19 protein-coding genes are annotated in these 18,490 nt (G+C 37.5%); 1 reads left to right on the top strand and 18 read right to left on the bottom strand.

Going from position 1 to position 18,490, the window contains the following annotated elements; genetic code table 11:
- Positions 1-324: 324 nt before the first annotated feature.
- Positions 325-774, bottom strand: a complete 450-nt coding sequence (locus D9782_RS08460; protein WP_121604518.1) for a GNAT family N-acetyltransferase — start codon at positions 772-774, stop codon at positions 325-327.
- Positions 775-964: 190 nt separating this feature from the next.
- Here D9782_RS08460 and D9782_RS08455 point away from each other — a divergent pair, with 190 nt between their 5' ends.
- A complete protein-coding gene (locus D9782_RS08455) occupies positions 965-1,855 on the top strand; it encodes an NAD(P)-dependent oxidoreductase (protein ID WP_121604517.1) in 891 nt (296 codons plus the stop codon).
- A gap of 338 nt (positions 1,856-2,193) precedes the next feature.
- Here D9782_RS08455 and D9782_RS08450 read toward each other — a convergent pair whose 3' ends face one another.
- From D9782_RS08450 to D9782_RS08375, 17 genes are all read right to left on the bottom strand, one after another.
- Entirely contained in the window at positions 2,194-2,502 is a 309-nt protein-coding gene (locus D9782_RS08450) for a hypothetical protein (RefSeq protein ID WP_121604516.1), read from the bottom strand.
- Positions 2,502-3,188 (bottom strand): class I SAM-dependent methyltransferase, encoded by a 687-nt coding sequence (locus tag D9782_RS08445; RefSeq protein ID WP_121604515.1) that lies wholly within the window; start codon positions 3,186-3,188, stop codon positions 2,502-2,504. The genes D9782_RS08450 and D9782_RS08445 overlap by 1 nt, the downstream gene beginning before the upstream one ends.
- A 220-nt stretch (positions 3,189-3,408) precedes the next feature.
- Positions 3,409-3,606: a cold shock domain-containing protein gene (locus tag D9782_RS08440; RefSeq protein ID WP_021288643.1), complete on the bottom strand. Its 198-nt coding sequence runs from the start codon at positions 3,604-3,606 to the stop codon at positions 3,409-3,411.
- A gap of 266 nt (positions 3,607-3,872) precedes the next feature.
- Complete coding sequence (gene copZ / locus D9782_RS08435; RefSeq protein ID WP_026682716.1) at positions 3,873-4,079, bottom strand: copper chaperone CopZ; 207 nt, start codon at positions 4,077-4,079, stop codon at positions 3,873-3,875.
- A gap of 104 nt (positions 4,080-4,183) precedes the next feature.
- On the bottom strand, positions 4,184-6,571 hold the full coding sequence (locus tag D9782_RS08430) for a heavy metal translocating P-type ATPase (protein WP_026682717.1): 2,388 nt from the start codon (positions 6,569-6,571) through the stop codon (positions 4,184-4,186).
- Positions 6,572-6,585: 14 nt separating this feature from the next.
- Positions 6,586-6,888 carry a metal-sensing transcriptional repressor gene (locus D9782_RS08425; protein ID WP_026682718.1) on the bottom strand — a complete coding sequence of 101 codons (303 nt, stop codon included), beginning with the start codon at positions 6,886-6,888 and terminating at the stop codon, positions 6,586-6,588.
- A 548-nt stretch (positions 6,889-7,436) separates the two neighbouring features.
- On the bottom strand, positions 7,437-8,006 hold the full coding sequence (locus tag D9782_RS08420) for a biotin transporter BioY (protein ID WP_026682719.1): 570 nt from the start codon (positions 8,004-8,006) through the stop codon (positions 7,437-7,439).
- A gap of 136 nt (positions 8,007-8,142) precedes the next feature.
- Positions 8,143-8,505, bottom strand: a complete 363-nt coding sequence (locus tag D9782_RS08415) for a DUF3899 domain-containing protein (protein ID WP_121604514.1) — start codon at positions 8,503-8,505, stop codon at positions 8,143-8,145.
- 70 nt (positions 8,506-8,575) lie between these two features.
- Positions 8,576-10,183, bottom strand: a complete 1,608-nt coding sequence (locus tag D9782_RS08410; RefSeq protein WP_121604513.1) for a peptide ABC transporter substrate-binding protein — start codon at positions 10,181-10,183, stop codon at positions 8,576-8,578.
- Between the two features lie 110 nt (positions 10,184-10,293).
- The gene (locus tag D9782_RS22830; RefSeq protein ID WP_162986356.1) at positions 10,294-10,458 is read right to left on the bottom strand and encodes a hypothetical protein; all 165 of its coding nucleotides are present in this window, start codon (positions 10,456-10,458) and stop codon (positions 10,294-10,296) included.
- 4 nt (positions 10,459-10,462) lie between these two features.
- Entirely contained in the window at positions 10,463-11,416 is a 954-nt protein-coding gene (locus D9782_RS08405; RefSeq protein WP_026682722.1) for an ABC transporter ATP-binding protein, read from the bottom strand.
- The gene (locus D9782_RS08400) at positions 11,413-12,426 is read right to left on the bottom strand and encodes an ABC transporter ATP-binding protein (protein WP_026682723.1); all 1,014 of its coding nucleotides are present in this window, start codon (positions 12,424-12,426) and stop codon (positions 11,413-11,415) included. Before D9782_RS08400 ends, D9782_RS08405 begins: the two co-directional genes overlap by 4 nt.
- Positions 12,427-12,430: 4 nt before the next feature.
- A complete protein-coding gene (locus D9782_RS08395) occupies positions 12,431-13,384 on the bottom strand; it encodes an ABC transporter permease (protein WP_121604512.1) in 954 nt (317 codons plus the stop codon).
- Entirely contained in the window at positions 13,385-14,314 is a 930-nt protein-coding gene (locus tag D9782_RS08390; protein WP_026682725.1) for an ABC transporter permease, read from the bottom strand.
- Positions 14,315-14,351: 37 nt separating this feature from the next.
- Positions 14,352-16,142 carry a S9 family peptidase gene (locus tag D9782_RS08385; protein ID WP_121604511.1) on the bottom strand — a complete coding sequence of 597 codons (1,791 nt, stop codon included), beginning with the start codon at positions 16,140-16,142 and terminating at the stop codon, positions 14,352-14,354.
- Between the two features lie 30 nt (positions 16,143-16,172).
- On the bottom strand, positions 16,173-17,135 hold the full coding sequence (locus D9782_RS08380) for a dipeptidase (protein ID WP_121604510.1): 963 nt from the start codon (positions 17,133-17,135) through the stop codon (positions 16,173-16,175).
- 18 nt (positions 17,136-17,153) lie between these two features.
- A complete protein-coding gene (locus D9782_RS08375) occupies positions 17,154-18,482 on the bottom strand; it encodes a serine hydrolase domain-containing protein (protein ID WP_121604509.1) in 1,329 nt (442 codons plus the stop codon).
- Positions 18,483-18,490 lie beyond the last annotated feature (8 nt).

Genomic DNA, 18,490 nt, shown 5'->3' with positions numbered 1-18,490 from the left:
CTTAAACCTTGGAATTTCTATTATCTGAAATTCATCCAATTATAGGATCTGTCTTTATATCGAGAAAAAGGGATGAAAATGGCCAACTTCCCATGTTCATGGGTTTTACATTCGCTTTTGCATTATTTATCAGATTACTCATTTGGTGAAAAAAGAATACACATGTTACTAAAAAGATGAAAGAAAATTCCTCTGACAAAATCAAAGGAAAATTTGATGATTTGCTCTAAAAAATAGCTTTTTTAAAAATTTCGTGACTTTTATGTGACATTTTTAACTAAAATCTATTTTCTGGAACTTTAAAAAGCTTATGTATCAACGATCTTAGTAATCGTTTGACCATATCATATCAATATGCCAAATTCCATCCTCAAGATATGGCGACGATATTTGTTTAAACTTAAATGATTCATAAAATGCTTTTAAATAAAGCTGAGCTTGAATTTTAATTATTTTCGTTTTTTCTTCTTCTAAAGCTCCAATTATATACTCCATTAGCTCATTACCATATCCTTTTCCACGATATGCTTCAACGACCAGAACCCGCCCAATGGATGTCTCAGCATATTTACTTCCCGCTGGCAAAACCCGAGCATAAGCAATAACCTTTCCTTCGTCTGTTTTTAAGCAATAATGAACGCAGTGTTGATCATAATTATCCAACTCTGGATAAGCACAAGCTTGCTCTACAACAAATATATCCGTTCTCGCTTTCAAGATTTGATAAAGCTCGTCGTTAGTTAGTTCATGGAACGTACGCTTTAGCCAATGCATACTAGTTCCTCCTCATCATGCAGACATTTGGTTGATATTATTTTACACAAAATAGAGTGATACTTCATGCAGAAATGTGTTTTTACAGTTTTAGTCAGTTAGAAAATCACTTCGTAATTCCATTTTATATGGGGTATTTTAAAAGAGGATATTGAATGGTTGCTGTCGAATGAGATGAATAAAGAAAAAGATGAAGGGAGAAGTCAATTTGAATACAAAAGATATGAATATTGGATTTATTGGTATTGGTGTAATGGGAAAAAGCATGGCGCTTAATCTAATTCAAGCGGGATATAATCTTTCCATCTATACCAGAACCAAATCGAAGGCTGAGCAATTACTAAAGGCTGGTGCAACTTGGCAAGATTCACCCGCATTACTAGCTCAATCATCCGACATCATTATTACGATGGTAGGGTATCCTAAAGATGTTGAGGCTATTTACTTTGGAAAAGAAGGCATTTTAAATTATATATCAAAAGGCACATACTTGATTGACATGACAACTTCAAAGCCTTCTTTAGCAGTAAAAATAGCCGAAGAAGCTAGGGAAAAAGACTGCCATGCATTAGATGCTCCTGTTTCAGGCGGTGATATTGGAGCAAAAAATGGGAAGCTTGCTATTATGATTGGCGGTGAAACAGAGGCATTTGATAAAGTATTTGAACTTTTCCAAGTTATGGGAGAAAATATAGTTCTCCAAGGAAAAGCTGGCGCTGGACAACATACCAAGCTTGCCAATCAAATCACAATAGCTTCAAATATGATTGGCGTATGTGAAGCAGTCGCATACACAAAAAAAGCTGGTCTTGATCCAATGAGGGTTCTTACTAGTATAACTACTGGTGCAGCCGGTAGTTGGTCTTTGTCTAACCTAGCACCACGTATGATAAAAGAGGATTATTCTCCTGGATTCTTTGTAAAACATTTTATTAAAGACATGAAGATTGCCTTAGAAACCGCAGAAGAAATTGGACTTAAAACGCATGGGTTGAAGCTATCACTCCAACTATACGAGGAGCTAGAGGAAAAAGGTGAAGCCGATAGTGGAACACAGGCACTAATTAAACTATTTGAATAACCAACCGAATAGTAAGGATAGGATACTGAAATATCCGTAGACTCTTTGAAAAAGATGAGCGCTTTTCTGCGTGCGCTGTATTGCTGGCGAAGCCTTCCTTCTTCTAAGGGAGGGAAAGCTTCGATGAAGTCTCAGAGTACGGTCAACTTTAGGAGGCTTACCAGCCTCCTAAAGAAAGCAGCATAAATTTCCTTAGCACTCCGTTACATGAACCATCATTTCTTGTTCGATTTTCTACTTGGATTAAAACGCACTTTCCTCCACCTCTTCTTGCAAATTACTTTAATGGAGGAGATATGTTTTTCAGAAAATTTTCATTATCCTTTTTAATCATAATTTTATGATCTATCGTTTTTTAATTTATTTGCCTCCTGTTGAACGATAAAGCCAAGGTCATCATTGCCAAATAACTGCAGAACTTGAAGTACTGTGTCTGTGGAGATCTCCTGTTCATCTTCTTTCGGTACAGTTAATGAAAGAGCATCTGCTAATGCTTCATTCTCCCATTGATCAGGATATGCCTGCCTATACAATGCGGTTGGACTTAGATTATGATTGACACACCATTGTGCATAAATAAGTATCATCATCTGTTCATCTTGCTGATATCGTTTGACAACTTTATTTTCTTTATCTCTATGCTCCATTATTCACCAACATTTCTCATTAAAAATATCCAGGAAAATGACAATGCCTGTTTTAACTCAAGTGGTAAGTCATTATAATGGACTTTGTTTACCCCTTGTTTATAGACACCATATCCATCCATATATTGCAAGCCTTTCTCTTCACAAAGTTTCTGAAACTCCCAAGGCATCATCGTATTACAAATGGATTTTTGATTATGTAATCGCGGAAAGCTATTTAATCTGGGACCTGCTGTAGGTCCTAAAATCCCAACACATAGGAATCCATCCTCCCGCACAACACGTTTTAATTCGTCTAATGCCTTGTCTGGATTTTCTGTCCACTCTAATACATTGATTGCCATAATACCATCCATAGCGGAATCATCAAATGGCAATTGATTTATGTCTCCATGAATGAATGTAATTTCATCGGGAAGCTGTGATTGAGCATAGTCGATCATTTTTTTGGATAAATCCATTCCTGTAACTCGGTACCCTTCTTTGTAAAGCTTATATGCCCCATATCCATCACCGCAACCAATATCTAATAGTTGTTGGCAATTTGGTTTACTGTGCTTTTTGATAAAAGGTACGATTTGATGACGACTGCCTGATTCCCACATATTCTTGCTACGCTTATTCCAAAAATCTGCCTGATCATCCCACAGAACTGCCGCTTCCTTACTCCAATCAAAGCGTTTCATCCGCTCTCTCCTTTTGATCCAATTATAGATATTTGTAGCATAAAAGCGCAAGCGCCCGATTAGAAACGTAGGGCGATTCGTGAAGTCGCCTCGTTTCTGGGCGCTGGAACTGGACGCGGCTCAACACGCCCAAATTTATCCACAGGTCAAATTTTATAATTTTCTAGCCTATAAAAAAGGGTTTACCTCACGGAATGAGATAAACCCTTTATTTCATCTATTATAGACGAGTAACGTTAGCTGCTTGTGGTCCGCGGTTACCTTCTACGATTTCAAATTCAACGTCTTGACCTTCTTCAAGTGTTTTGAAACCTTCTGCTTGGATAGCAGAGAAATGAACGAATACATCGTCGCCATCTTCACGCTCGATGAAACCGAAGCCTTTTTCAGCGTTGAACCATTTTACTTTACCAGTCATTAAAATGACCTCCTTATACAAATATCGTGCAAAGTAATTGAATCATAAATACTTTTACACCTACTTTGATAAAGAGATCGTAAAGTATTATTCAAACTTCAATTTCCTTTTGCACCTTTAACTTTACCTTGTTATGAGTTAAAATGCAAGTGGATACCTTGATATTTGCAACATTTTTTTCACAATTAGGCTATTTCATATCCAAATTGTGTCAGAAGCATGATAATTAGCCAGGTCACTAGTCAATTTCACCTAACATAATTGCACTATACGATAACATCGTAGCCTTGTTCTTCAATTACCTCTTGCATATCAGCTATAGAAACCTTTGTGTCATCATAGGTTATATCGACTTTCCCAGTATTTAGATGCACCTCTACCGTTGTAACACCCGTTAAATTTTCTAGTGCACCTTTTACAGACTGCTCGCAATGACCACAGCTCATTCCTTTTACGTCGATTGTTGTTTGCATTATAAATAAATCTCCTTTCATTGTTTAGATAACTATTATTTATCCGTAGTAAAACCCCAACTGATTGAAGTATTACTTTATCTTGGATACCTACTATTCTTACTTTATAACTTAACTCGTTTTAAACGAAGTGAATTAGAAACGACACTTACAGAACTAAATGCCATAGCAGCTCCAGCAATCCAGGGTGCTAATAATCCCATTGCTGCTATCGGAATTCCAGCACTATTATAGGCAAAAGCCCAGAACAGGTTTTGCCTGATATTCTTAATCGTCGCTTGGCTAATTTTAATTGCTTTTGGAATGAGAAGCAGTTCTCCTCCCAAAATCGTTACATCTGCTGCCTCAATGGCCACCTCGGTGCCTGTTCCAATCGCAATTCCTATATCTGCAATAGCAAGTGCAGGCGCATCGTTAATACCATCTCCTACCATTGCAACTTTTCTTTTATCCTCTTGGATCATCTTCACCTTAGCTGCTTTTTCTTTAGGTAGGACTTCAGCAATTACTTGGTCAATTCCAGCTTGATCTGCAATTGCCTTAGCCGTTCTTTCATTATCTCCTGTCAACATAACGACTTCCAACCCTTGATCTTTTAACTGTTTGATTGCCTGTAATGCAGTATCCTTTATCGTATCGGCAACGGAGATAATGCCTTGATACTCCTTATCTACGGCAATCAACATTGCTGTTTTTCCATGCTCTTCAAATGTGTGAAGCTGCATTTCGACATCAGTTGAATAGTTAATATCATTCTCCTTCATTAATAGTCTGGTACCAACAAGTACCTGATTACCATCTATCTGTGCAGCTATACCTCGACCGGGTATAGCATTGAAGCTTTCTACATCCAGCATATCTAATCCTTTTTCCGTTGCATAAGCTACAATAGCTTCTGCCAAGGGATGCTCTGAACCTTTTTCTGCACTTGCAACCAATTGTAATACACGCTCATCGCTAGTAAAATCTGTTACTTCTGGTTTCCCTTTAGTAATCGTTCCGGTTTTATCAAAAATAATTGTATCTAGCTTATGCGTTCGCTCAAGGTGTTCCCCACCCTTAAACAATATCCCATGTTCCGCTGCTTTTCCTGTGCCTACCATAATGGACGTAGGTGTAGCTAAACCCAGTGCACATGGACAAGCGATAACAAGTACTGCAATAGCAGCAACTAACGCTGGCTCCAGTTCACCAGGTACAACAAACAAGATCCAGGCTAAAAAGGTAAGCAAGGCAATTCCAACAACAATTGGCACAAAGTAACCTGAGATGATATCAGCTAATCGTTGAATCGGTGCTTTAGACCCTTGTGCATCCTCTACAGCCCTAATAATAGAAGCTAGTGCAGTCTCTTTCCCTACATTTGTCGCCTTCATTTCAAATGTGCCATTTTTATTTATGGTTGCACCAATCACTGTTGAGTCACGATCTTTTTCAACTGGAAGTGATTCTCCGGTAAGCATCGATTCATCCACAGATGTTCTTCCACGCATAATAACACCGTCTACGGGTATTTTTTCACCTGGTTTAACGATTAATCGATCCCCTTGAATTACTTCCTCTATCGGTACCATCATTTCAGTGCCATTTCTAACCACTCTTGCTTGTTTTGCTTGAAGATTTAATAATTTAGAAATTGCCATTGTTGTTCTACTTTTGGCCTTTGTTTCTAAATATTTCCCAAACAAGATTAACGTAATTAAGATCGCACTCGTTTCAAAATAAAGATGAGGCATATAATTTTGATCGACCATTGCTTTCATTACCTCATAAAGACTATAAAAATATGCAGCGCTTGTGCCTAAAGCGACAAGTACATCCATATTTGCAGATCTATTACGAAGATTTTTATATGCTCCAGCATAAAACTGCCAACCAATTATAAACTGAACAGGTGTTGCTAAAGCAAATTGAAACCACGGATTCATAAAGATAGCTGGCAACTGTAAACCGAATAAATGATCAAGCATGGTAATTAACAGTGGAATGGATAATGTAGCTGAAACCATCAATTTCCATCTCATTTTCATGAGCTGTTTTTCTTTTTTTGATTGTTGTATATCGTTTCCAGCTTTAGGATTTGCTTTATAGCCAAGTTTTTGTACAGCATCTATAAAATCCTGTTCTTCAACTATTAGCGGGTTATATTCAATCGTAGCTGTCTCATTGGCTAGGTTAACGGATGCACTCCTAACTCCCTGTTTTTTACTTAAAGCTTTTTCAATTCTTGTTGAGCATGCAGCACAGGTCATTCCTAAAACATCCAGCTCCGATTTTTCTGTCTCAACACCATAACCTAGCTTCTCTATTTTCCCTGTAACATCTTCTATGCTTACGGTCTCTGGGTCAAAGTCCACATTTGCTTTTTCTGTAGTCAAATTAACCTGTGCTTCGACTCCATCTATTTTATTTAACACTTTTTCAATCCTTGAAGAACAGGCTGCACAGGTCATTCCTGTTACCCCAATGGTTATATGATCTTTTTCATGCATTGGATACGCCTCCATCACTTCGAGAATTGCTTTAAAACCTCCATTAGCTCTTCAATTGCTTCATTGCCCTCCCCAGATTTAACCGCATCGGTAACACAATGCTTAGTATGTCGTTCAGCAATTGAAAATCCAACTTTTTTTAGTGCTGCATTAATAGCACTTATTTGTACTAAAATGTCAATACAGTACCGATCCTCCTCAACCATTTTCTGTATCCCTCTTACTTGACCCTCGATTCGTTTGAGCCTATTGGTAACAGCTGACTTCTCATCTTTTGTTCTAGGTGTTACTGGATGCTCATGCTTTTGATTTGCCATCTATTTCATCCCCTTACATGTAGTTTCACATTCACCTTACACATATACTATACCCCCCTAATGTATTTTGTGCAAGGGAAATGCATCAAATTATATAAAGTGAAGCTTCCATCCGTGGGGGTTGTTTTATCCCACGGGTGGTTAGGTGAACCAATCGGACATTTACTGGCAGTTGTTCCCTCACTTATCCATATTGGTTTCTCTTTATTGCTTGAAGTGAGGGGGGTACTGCCAGTTATGTGCGGGCATATAGAATGCTATATACCTAAAAAAATCCCTTAGTAGTAGCCTCTATAATAAAAGGTTCCACTAAAGGATAGGTTCATTCGTATCTTTTAAAAAAATATATTAGAAATGGAATAATTCCAAATAAAACTGTACTATAATCCAATCAAGAATTGGTACATCGCTGTTTCATCATTTTATCTCATATTGTAAAGAGCGTCATCATTCTCTTTCATCAGTGTCCTCTTCCTTCATTTATTTTTCTCTTTCTATACACAAATAACGATCACTAACCAGTTATATGTGGGATAAAAGTTTATGTCTTATGCGGCACTTTGCTTATTTGCTAAGATAAGCTTTGCTTGTATCAAACGTCTCCTTACTATAATTCCAATCCAACTAGCTAATAATGCTTTAATCATGCCTACTACAATAAAAGGAAGTGCTCCAGTTAAAAACGCAGTAGTCCAATCAAAAGCTAGTAAATACTTGATTTGTATCGTACCACAGATTAATGTGATCAGCATACCTATTGTATTTGCAAGGACGGCATAAGCTAAATTAAACTTAGTTTTTTCTAATACCCACCCTGTAATATAGGCAGCGAGAATAAATCCAAAAATATAGCCTCCCGTTGGACCTGCCAAAACCTGTATTCCTTGAGTAAAGCCTGCAAATACCGGTAGGCCACAGGCACCTAGTAACGCATAGCAAATCATTGCTAGTGCACCTTGTCGACTGCCAAGAATAGTAGCTGTAATACCGACTGCCAACGTTTGACCACTAATAGGAATGAGTGGTAATGGAATTTCCACTTGAGCCAATATAGCTGTTAACGCAGCAAATATAGCACAATTTAAAATGATTCGGAGCCTTCTGCTTTGCTGATGCATAAATACCCGCCCTTTGCATTGAATAGCCTAGATTGTAATCTTCTTATATATAAGTGAAATTGTATGCAATAAAAACAGTATTGTCAACTACAAAAAACAGAAGTTAACAATACTGTTTTCTTAGGCTCTCCGCTTACTAGTTATAAGCTTGGAGAATAGAAAGAAGGATAGAAATAGCTATCGAATAGACACCTGTCCATATTAATAATTTTTGAACCGTTTGGTGAAAGCTCTTTTTAAATCGTTGCAACGAATAATCTTGTTTAACCATCTCTTCCGTTCTTTTCATCCCTCTATTTTCTGGAGTTACCCATTCCCAGATAATTCGAAAACCTTTAAAAAACAAATAAAACAATTCACTGTTTATTAAATGAATGATAGCAACTATTAGTAAAGAAATAAGACCGACTATAAAAGCAATGTCCGTAATAAATAGAATATCCTTTAATACGATGATAATGAAAAACCACGCTAATATAAAGAAAACATGCTTCAGCAAGCTTACACCACCTTAGGAGCCAATCAACTTATAACTGGATGTCATTGGCTCCACACATTGTATCAATCTTTTATTCCGTTTTTTTAGCCCATTTAAATACAGGGCTCCGATTTTCATAGTATGCAACATTCTTGACGCTTGTTGATGTTAAATAGTTTTTGGTTAGGAAGTATAAAGGCATAAAAGGTAAATCGGTCATTAATGTTTCCTCAGCTTCATGCAATAGTTCAAAGCGCTTCATAATATCCTGTTCTACTTGAGCATCCTTTAATAACTGATCATATTGATCATTGACCCAACCCGTCCGGTTATTCGTACTAGTACCTAGATAGTATTCTAGATTCACTGCTGGATCAATATAGAGACCCGTCCAAGACATTCTCCCCATTTGATAATCGCCACGCCCTAACGTATCTAAATACGTATTCCATTCTTGATTGGCTAACTTAAGATCTATATTTAGGTTCTGCTTGAGCATTTCCTGTACTGCTTCCGCATACCTCTTATTATTATCTGAGGTACTAAACATTAATGTCACCTCAGGAAATTCAGACCAGCCTTCTTCCTCCATTGCTTCCTCTATTAATCTTTTTGCTTGATCATAATCTTCTTTAAAATAATCTCCACCAAGCTCACGAAAATCCCCATCAGGTGTGTCAGCCCCAGGTGGAACCATAGCAAAAGCTGGTGTTTCTCCAGTTTGTCCAACATTTTCAACTAGAGACTTTCGATCAACTGCCATGGCAAACGCCTGTCTTACCTTTCGATTCATAAATGGTTCTTTATTTACATTAAATATGAACATCGCTGTAGAATAATATGGAAATTCAATATATTCATCACTATCCTTAACAGCAGATAATTGATCTGTAGGTATGGAACTGATAAAATCTAGATCGCCAGTTTGATATAATTGATACGCGGTTGTTGCATCGTCGACCATTTCAAATGTAATTTGTTTTAAAGTGATGTCATCTTGACTATAATAGTCATCATTTTTAGATAAGATAATTTTGTTGTCATGCTCCCATTCCGTCATATAGAAAGCACCATTTGTTACGAAATTTTTAGCATCTAACGTCCAATTTTCATTCCCTTCAACAATATCTTTTTTTACAGGATAAAAAGTCCAAATGGTCATCAGACTATCTAAAAACGCAGTAGGAGACTCAAGAGTTACCTCCAACGTTTTATCATTAATTACTTTTATTCCTACATCATCTACACTTACTTCCCCTTTGTTATATGCTTCAGCATTCTTTATGACAAATAAATAGTACGCAAATCGTGCTCCTGTATTTGGATTTAATACCCTTTCCCAAGAATACTTAAAATCTTCAGCCGTTAAATCCGATCCATCGGACCATTTTGCATCTTCTTTAATCTTAAATGTATATACAGTGCCATCTTCTGACACCTCTACATCCTCAGCAACTCCGAGCGTGATATTTCCATCTTGATCGCGCGTATATAAACCTTCATACATATGATCTAAAATCCATCCAGAAGTAACGGATGTATTCAGTGCCGGATCAAGACTAGCTGGTTCAGAACCAGCATTTAATACAAGCTCTTGCTTTACTGATCCTTCGGCTCCTGATTTATTCTCTCCTTCTGAGCAAGCTGCCATAATCATAGCTACGCATATAAATAGAATAACAATCAACTTGTTTTTCATTTTCCTGCCCCCTCCATCATATTTAATATGCTTCCTCGACACTTTCATTTATTAATTTTTTTTAGCCCATTTAAAGACTGGTGATTTATGATTATAGTAAACAATTCCCTCTATTTCTGGTGATGTAAATAATTTGATGAGAGGAAATAATATGGCATAAAAGGTAAATCCTCCATTAATATTGCTTCTGCTTGATGTAATAGCTTAAAGCGTTTATCTGCATTTTGTTCTACTCGTACCTCTTTCAATAGTTGATCATATTCTTTCTCCTTCAATATACTATGAATATAGATGACAGGCTGTCCAGTGGTCAGACTGTATTTCCTTCCATTCCGGGGCTTTTAAAGAACAAATTTCCATTGCATGTGGGCATCTTGTGCGAAATTTACATCCATTTGGCGGGTTCACTGGACTTGGTGGATCTCCCTGTAACACGATCCTATCTCTTCTTGAAATTGTTGGGTCTGGCACAGGAACAGCTGATAAAAGTGCCTGAGTATAGGGATGCTTGGGTTCGTTAAATAGTTTCTGACTATTTGTTAATTCCATCATACTCCCTAGATACATAACACCTATTCGGTCACTGATGTGCTTAACCATACTTAAATCATGGGCAATAAATAAGTAGGTTAGATCTTCAGAATCTTTTAAATCATTAAGCAAATTTAGAACCTGTGCTTGAATGGAAACATCTAATGCAGATATTGGTTCATCTGCAACAATAAATTTAGGCTTAACCGCCAGTGTTCGAGCAATTCCAATACGCTGCCTTTGTCCTCCACTAAATTCATGGGGATAGCGCTTTACAACATCAGGATTCATCCCTACTCTTTCCAATAAATCATAGATTCGCTCCTTTCTTTGTTTGCCCTTTGCTAAGCCATGTGCATCTATTCCTTCAGCTATGATATCCCCTACCTGCATTCGTGGATTTAAAGAGGCTTGGGGGTCTTGAAAAATAATCTGAACTTCCCGATTAACTCGTTGCTGTTCCTTCTTTGATAGATCCTTTACATTACTACCCTCATAATAGACAGCTCCCTCAGTAGGGTTTGTCAGACCAACAATTGTTTTTCCAAATGTAGATTTTCCACTTCCACTTTCACCAACTAACCCAAATGTTTCTCCTTGATAAATCTCTATGGAAATCCCATCAACTGATTTGACTAACTGCTGCCTGCCTATGGCAAAGTGTTTTTTAATATCGATTGTTTGAATAATTCCTTGATTCATACAAGCTCCTCCGCATCTGAAAACTCCGCTATCTTCGGAGCCAATTCATCATTTAAAAAGCATCTTGATGAGTGACCTTCGGCAATGTCATAAAGATCAGGAACTTCTTCCATACAAATATTCATCGCATATTTACAACGAGGAGCAAAAGGGCACCCTTTCGGTGGTGAAAATAGATCTGGTGGAGATCCCTCAATTGGCTTCAGTCTTTCTTTTTTTTCATGATAAACATTTGGAATCGATTCTAATAAGCCCCATGTATAAGGGTGATTCGGATTGGAAAATAGTTCGTGGACACTGCATTTCTCTACCATCATCCCACCATACATTACAATCACCTTATCCGCACCCTCGGCCACTACCCCTAAATCATGTGTTATTAAGATAATAGAAGTATCTTTTTTTTCTTGAATATCTTGTAATAATTCGAGAACTTGTGCCTGTATTGTTACATCCAATGCCGTCGTCGGCTCATCTGCTATTAACAAATCTGGATTACAAGCGAGCGCGATTGCAATCATTACACGTTGTCGCATTCCTCCACTGAACTCATGCGGATATTGTTCATACCTTTTATCAGCATTTGGAATACCGACCTCTTTAAGCATTTCAATCGCTCTTACCTTTGCTTCTCGCTTGGAAACATTTTGATGATAGATTAATCCTTCCGAAATTTGCTTGCCAACCTGCATGGTTGGGTTTAATGATGTCATGGAATCTTGAAAAATCATGCTCATCTGCTTTCCCTTTATTTCCCGCATTTGTTTTTTATTTAATTTCAATAATTCTTTTCCTTTAAATCGAATACTTCCTCCTTGTACATTGCCTGCTGGATGAGCTATTAACCCCATAATTGCTTGTACAGTTACACTTTTTCCACTTCCACTCTCGCCAACAATAGCTACTGTTTCTCCGTGATTAACATTAAAGGAGACTCCCCTTACGGCATCAACCGTGCCACCATAAGTTTTAAAGTTAACCTTTAAATTATTCACCTCTAATAAAGACATACCGTTATTTTCCTCCCTTTTTGCGTACCTTTGGATCTAAAGCGTCTTGCAATCCATCGCCAAAAGCATTGAATGCAAACATCGTTAACGAGATCATAAGAGCGGGGAAGAAAAGCCTCCACCATTGTCCACCAATAACAACTCCTAAGGCATCATTAGCCATCGTACCCCAGCTCGCAAAGGGAGCTTGAACACCCAGCCCCAGAAAACTTAGGAAAGATTCAGAAAATATAGCGGATGGAACTGAAAATGTAAGATTAACAATGATGATCCCCATCGTATTCGGAATTAAATGTTTTCTAATTATCTTGGCATGACTCGTACCTAACTTTTCTGCAGCTAGTACATAGTCTTGGGATTTTAATTGTAGGATTTGCCCGCGGACAATTCGAGCCATGCCAACCCAACCCGTGGCAGACAAAGCAATAATAATTGTTAGCATGCCTGGCTCCATAATTACCATCAGCAATATAACAACGAGTAAGTATGGAATACCATATAGCACCTCAACGATACGCATTAATATATTATCTATTCGGTCACCCTTTTTCCCCTTTCCAGCCATGTATCCAGATACGCCACCAATGGTTACACCAATAATTAAATCTAATAAAGCAGCCACTAAACCTATGGTTAGAGAAACTCTTGCCCCCTGCCAAGTACGCGCCCATACGTCACGCCCCAAATCATCTGTTCCAAACCAATGCTCACTAGATGGAGGAAGATTATTCTTGGTAAGCTCCTGTTCAGAGGCGGAATAAGGAACCATAGACGGCCCTGCGATTGCAAAAAACGTGATGATAAGAAGTAATGCTATACCAAGTAACGCTAGTTTATTTTTTAATATATTGATAGCCGTTTCTTGCCAAATAGATAAGCTTGGTCGAACGATCTTTTCAGATAATCGATCTTGTTGCCTAACTGGCTCAAATAATAATTCCCTTGCTTCCTTACTCATCTATGATCCTCCTTTACTAGTCAATGTAATCCGTGGATCGATAAATCGATAGGAAACATCAATTAAAAATAAGACAACAACTAGAATAACGCTATAAAAAATAGTAGTTCCCATGATTACCGTGTAGTCTCGGTTAAATATACTATCCACAAAGTACCGTCCAATACCCGGTACAGAGAATATGCGTTCTATCACTAGTGTGCCTGTAATTAAAGATACAAATAGTGGTCCAATAAAAGATACAACAGGTAATATGGCATTACGGATACCATGCAAAAAGAGGATACGATATGTTGGTAACCCCTTTGCATCTGCAGTTTTCATATAATCTTGATTTATAACATCAAGCATACTCGAGCGGACAAAACGGGCTATAATTGCTAATGGCCCAGATGCCAAAGCTATCGATGGTAGCACAGCATGCTGCCACGTTCCCCAATTCGCAACAGGAAATACTTGTAAATCAACGGCTAAGAATTTCATTAATAGTGGTGCAAGTATAAAGTTAGGTACTGAAATTCCAACTGTTGCTATTACCATTGCTGTATAATCAAAAATACTATTATGGTATAAAGCAGCTATAATTCCTAACGTAACACCAAATACTAAGGCGATAAGTAGCGTTAGTAGTCCTAGTGTCGCTGAAGCCCCCAGACCAGAAGCAATAATATCATTTACTGACCTTCCACTACCCTCCATAGAGATTCCTAAGTCAAACGTCAATAAATTCTTCATATATGTAAGATATTGAATTGGTAAAGGGTCATCAAGGCCATACTTCGCATATAGATTTTCAAGTGCCTCTTCTGGTAGCGCTCCTTCTTCTGTAGAAAAAGGATCTCCGGGAATCAGCTTCATCAAAATAAATGTCAATGTCGCAATTACCCATACAGTTAATAACATCGTAAGGACACGTCTAATGATGTACATAACATTCCTCCCTATATTGACATAAAATTACTTCCCATTAGTTTAAGTATCTATCAAAAAATTCTCCCACCTTAAATTGCATCGATTGATAACTAGCCATACTACTGGTCTGTCCCCCCATTTGATGGCCATCCTCTTCAGAGATAATTAGTGTCACATCCTTACCCAATTTCGTTAATTTCTCTTTAAATTGCTTCGATTCTTCAACTGGGACACGACTATCATTTTGTCCATGACACATCAAAAGAGGCACACTCACCTGCTTCGCATGGCAAAGAGGGGATATTTCATCAAAAAAGGACTTGTCCTCTGATAAAAACCCATATTCGTACTCTCTTAATAACCGTCTATAAGAACCGGTTTTCTCTAAAAATGTACGAATATGTGATATACCAACAATGGATACTGCTGCTGACCATAAGTTCGGATAATGTCCAATGACCGTATTGACGATAAAACCACCGTAGCTTCTTCCCATGATGCCCAGCTTGTCTTTCTGAATACCGTGTTTATCAAAAGCAACCTGAGCAAGAGCCTTAATATCTTTCGCTGCATCTAAACGCTTTCTTCGATCATCCAAGGATAAATATTTCCTCCCAAAACCCTTACTCCCTCGTATATTTGGAACAAATACGGAAATCCCCATATGAACGAGTCCTTGGAGAATTGGATTAAAGTCCACTCTGGATAGATTTTCTGGCCCACCATGAACATAAATAACGGCACCTTTTGGATTTTTACTATTTGCGTAATAGAAATAGGGAATTTCCAGCTCATCAAACGATTTAAATGCGCACATCTCCGGATTGTATTTTCTTAGCTGTAATGCATCGGAATAACCAGTATCCGTCAATCGTGTCAATGTCCTCTTTAGAAGATCGTAGATATGTACTTCCCCAGGCATTTGTGGTCCTTTTAACAGAAAAAAGAAGGAACGGTTATCCAGCCATGTGATATGTGATGTTACACCAATTGGTAATTCTTCCATCTTTTTTAAGCTGTTATTGGCAATGTCATATACGTAGATGAGTGAAACTCCACCTTGATTAACAGTGAGAGCTATTTTTGTTTCGTCCTTTGAAAGTTTCATCTCCTCTATATCCCATGGAATGGATTGAATAACAGGAATGAGCTCTTGTGGATGAGATAATGAGAATTGATATAAATGCATATATTCGCTATTAACATCTGAAAGCAAAAAGCCTTTCTCCTGATTTTTTGAAAATACTACGGATTGATAACGAGCTAATTTATCTTTTACTCCAATTCTTACCTTAGATAAGTCTTGTAAATTAATTATCCAATAAGAGGAATCAATATTCGTTTCCTGTAGTTGTACTACTACATGATCGCAATCCTTCATCCATTTAACGACGGTACATGCACCTTCACAACGAAAAAGAAGATCTCCTTTCTCTGTTTCTACATCTATAATGTGGACGTGATAGCCTTGCTCCTCTTCTTGATAAGAAGTATAGATTATTTTCTTTTCATTAGGAGAAAAGTCTCCAAAAGTATGAAAATGGTCTAAAGCGTATACGAGTCTCTTTAATTTTTTCGTTTGCTGATGATAGAGAAATAATTGTTTTTTTTCGTTTCCTTTATAATCTATGCCTAGAACCGTATACATTCCGCTCTTGGAATGATTCACGGAGAGCACTCTTCCGTCCGTCAACACGAACGGCCTTTCTTCTCTCGTTACAAGATCGAATTCATATAGTTGCGGCAAGCCATTACCTCGATGCACATAAGTGATTTTATTACTATTTGGTACTTTCTTTGGTTGTTCAGCTCCATTTATTTTTAAATAATCCGATAATTCTTCCAACAAATTAACACCTCACTTAAAATTTATTCATCAAACAAATAAGTTGTTGGTTGTACGTAAAGGTCGATGCCGTAGGAAGTTTTGATAGGCAAACCCTTTTACTTCGTCTTCTGTATAAAATTTCAACAATTCATTAATTAAATTCTGGTAATGGGATGCTCTTTCAAGTTTGTTCACAAACGTTTTAACTCCATCAAAATCAGAACCAAACCCGATATTATTCACACCCCCTAGTGAGCATAGATGGTCAATATGCTTGATTAAATCAGCAATAGTTGTGACGCGCTTTTTATTTATGAAGGGGGGATTGTATACTACATGAATAAGCCCTTGGCAATCTAGCATACTTTTAATTTGGTCATCATATAGATTACGAGGGTGATCACAAATACTACGCACATTGGAATGGCTGGCAATGAGATAATCAGCGATTTCAATTGTATCCCAGAATCCCTTTACAGAAGCGTGAGATACATCTGTAAAAACACCATTCTTATTATTTCGTTTAATAACTTCTTTTCCTAACGGAGTTAAACCACCTGCATTCGCTACTCCTGCACCATCTCCACAGAGATTGGCATGGTTCCATGTTAAACCAATTAATAAAATCCCAGCACTGTACAGATATTCCAATTTATCTAGTTTATTTCCAAAGGGCTCTGCGCCTTCTAATGTTAGGATTGCACCAATTTCCCCTTTCTTAAGCGTATCAATATCTTGCCAATGTTTAATATGTTTCATCGTCGGGTTCTTACCAATGATTTCGGAATGGAAGATTTCTATCTGTTCTAATGCATATTCCCATTTCTTTTCAGCAGGTACATAAGGTTTGATAAATATTGCGAAAAACTGTACAACTACCTTTCCTTTTTGCAACTCCAATAGATTTGTAGTTAATTGATTGGAATCCTTATATTTCAGTATTTGATCTCTCTCCCGTTTAGCAACCTGCATTTTAACCAATGCATCACAATGTGTATCAATAACATTCATATCTAGCTCCTCCAAGTATTAGACAGCAGCTCCTTCAACACGCGGCAACATTCTTAAATTGATGAATGCTGCCCAAGCAACACCATTGTCGTCTATAAAAAACTTCACTACTTTTCCACTGTCTTTTATTACTAGAGTCTGATAATCAATAGCCTTAACAACAGATGAATGACCGTTGGTTTCAGCAACGAGTACATTATTTATGATTCGAATTTCTAATCGGCTTCCCTTCTTGTTCGTCGCATAAGTACCTACCAATGCTTGAAGTTCCTTAGGTGAAAGATGATAGTCAGGCGCTTCCTTCTTCTTCTGTTTAATTGGTATCCCTAAAGCTGTATGTAGCGCAGCTTTCCAGATGTCTATTTTCGGACCACCAGAAACATTTGTCAGAACTGCTACTACTATTTTCTCTTCTGGTATAAAACCAAAATATGAAGAAACACCGGGCAAACTCCCACCATGCTTTACTAGCTGATATCCAAAATAATCTTGCTCTGTTCTTACCCCATATCCATAACATTCATTTTTACCAATTGGAAAAACTGGCTTCCACATCTTTTGATAGTTTATATGCTGCCAAGTTGATTGTTCTGACGCAAGTGTATCTACATAGACATTTCCATACTTTATCAAATCCACGACCGTCGAACGAAGCCCTCCACTTGTTTCATAATTACCAAGGTTTTCCCAAGGATTGGATTGAAATGATTTCGCAACAGGATCATAGTCATACTGCACCGTTACATTCCCGAACTTTTTAATATCTTCGGTACTATATGTAGTACGATGCATTTCTAGTGGAGCTATAATTTCTTCGATCATGTATTTCCGGAATAGTCTTCCAGTCACTTTCTCAATGATGGCACCTAACAATAAATATAGATCGTTACAGTAACTCAAATATTCTCCCGGTTTACCTAAAGGACGTTCATGAATAGTTGCTAAATAGGAGATATGCTCATGAAAGCGGTTTAATTCTTGATAACGCTCAATTGGCGGAAGTCCTACTGTATGGGATAGCAAATGGTGTATCTTTATTTGAGACATATCTTCCGTTTTCAATTGGAAATCTGGTAAATACTTAATCACGGGATCATCAACTGATAGCTTTCCTTCCGACTCCAATTTTATAATTGCTAATGCTGTAAAGGATTTCGTTATGGAGGCGATACCAAAAATCGTATCTACAGTAACAGGTTTTTTATTTTTCACATCTCGATAACCGAAACCATTCATATATATAGTTTCCCCATTTTTCGAGACAGCGACAGCTGCACCCGGCACATGCCCATCCAACATGAGCTGATTGACATAGGATTCAAAAATAGACCACTTATTATTATGCATAGTTGGCA

Origin of the sequence: Virgibacillus sp. Bac332 (assembly GCF_003667785.1) — a bacterium.
GTDB lineage: Bacteria > Bacillota > Bacilli > Bacillales > Amphibacillaceae > Virgibacillus > Virgibacillus salarius.
The sequence above is the reverse complement of the archived record's forward strand: the minus strand, read 5'-3'. Positions and strand labels throughout refer to the sequence as shown.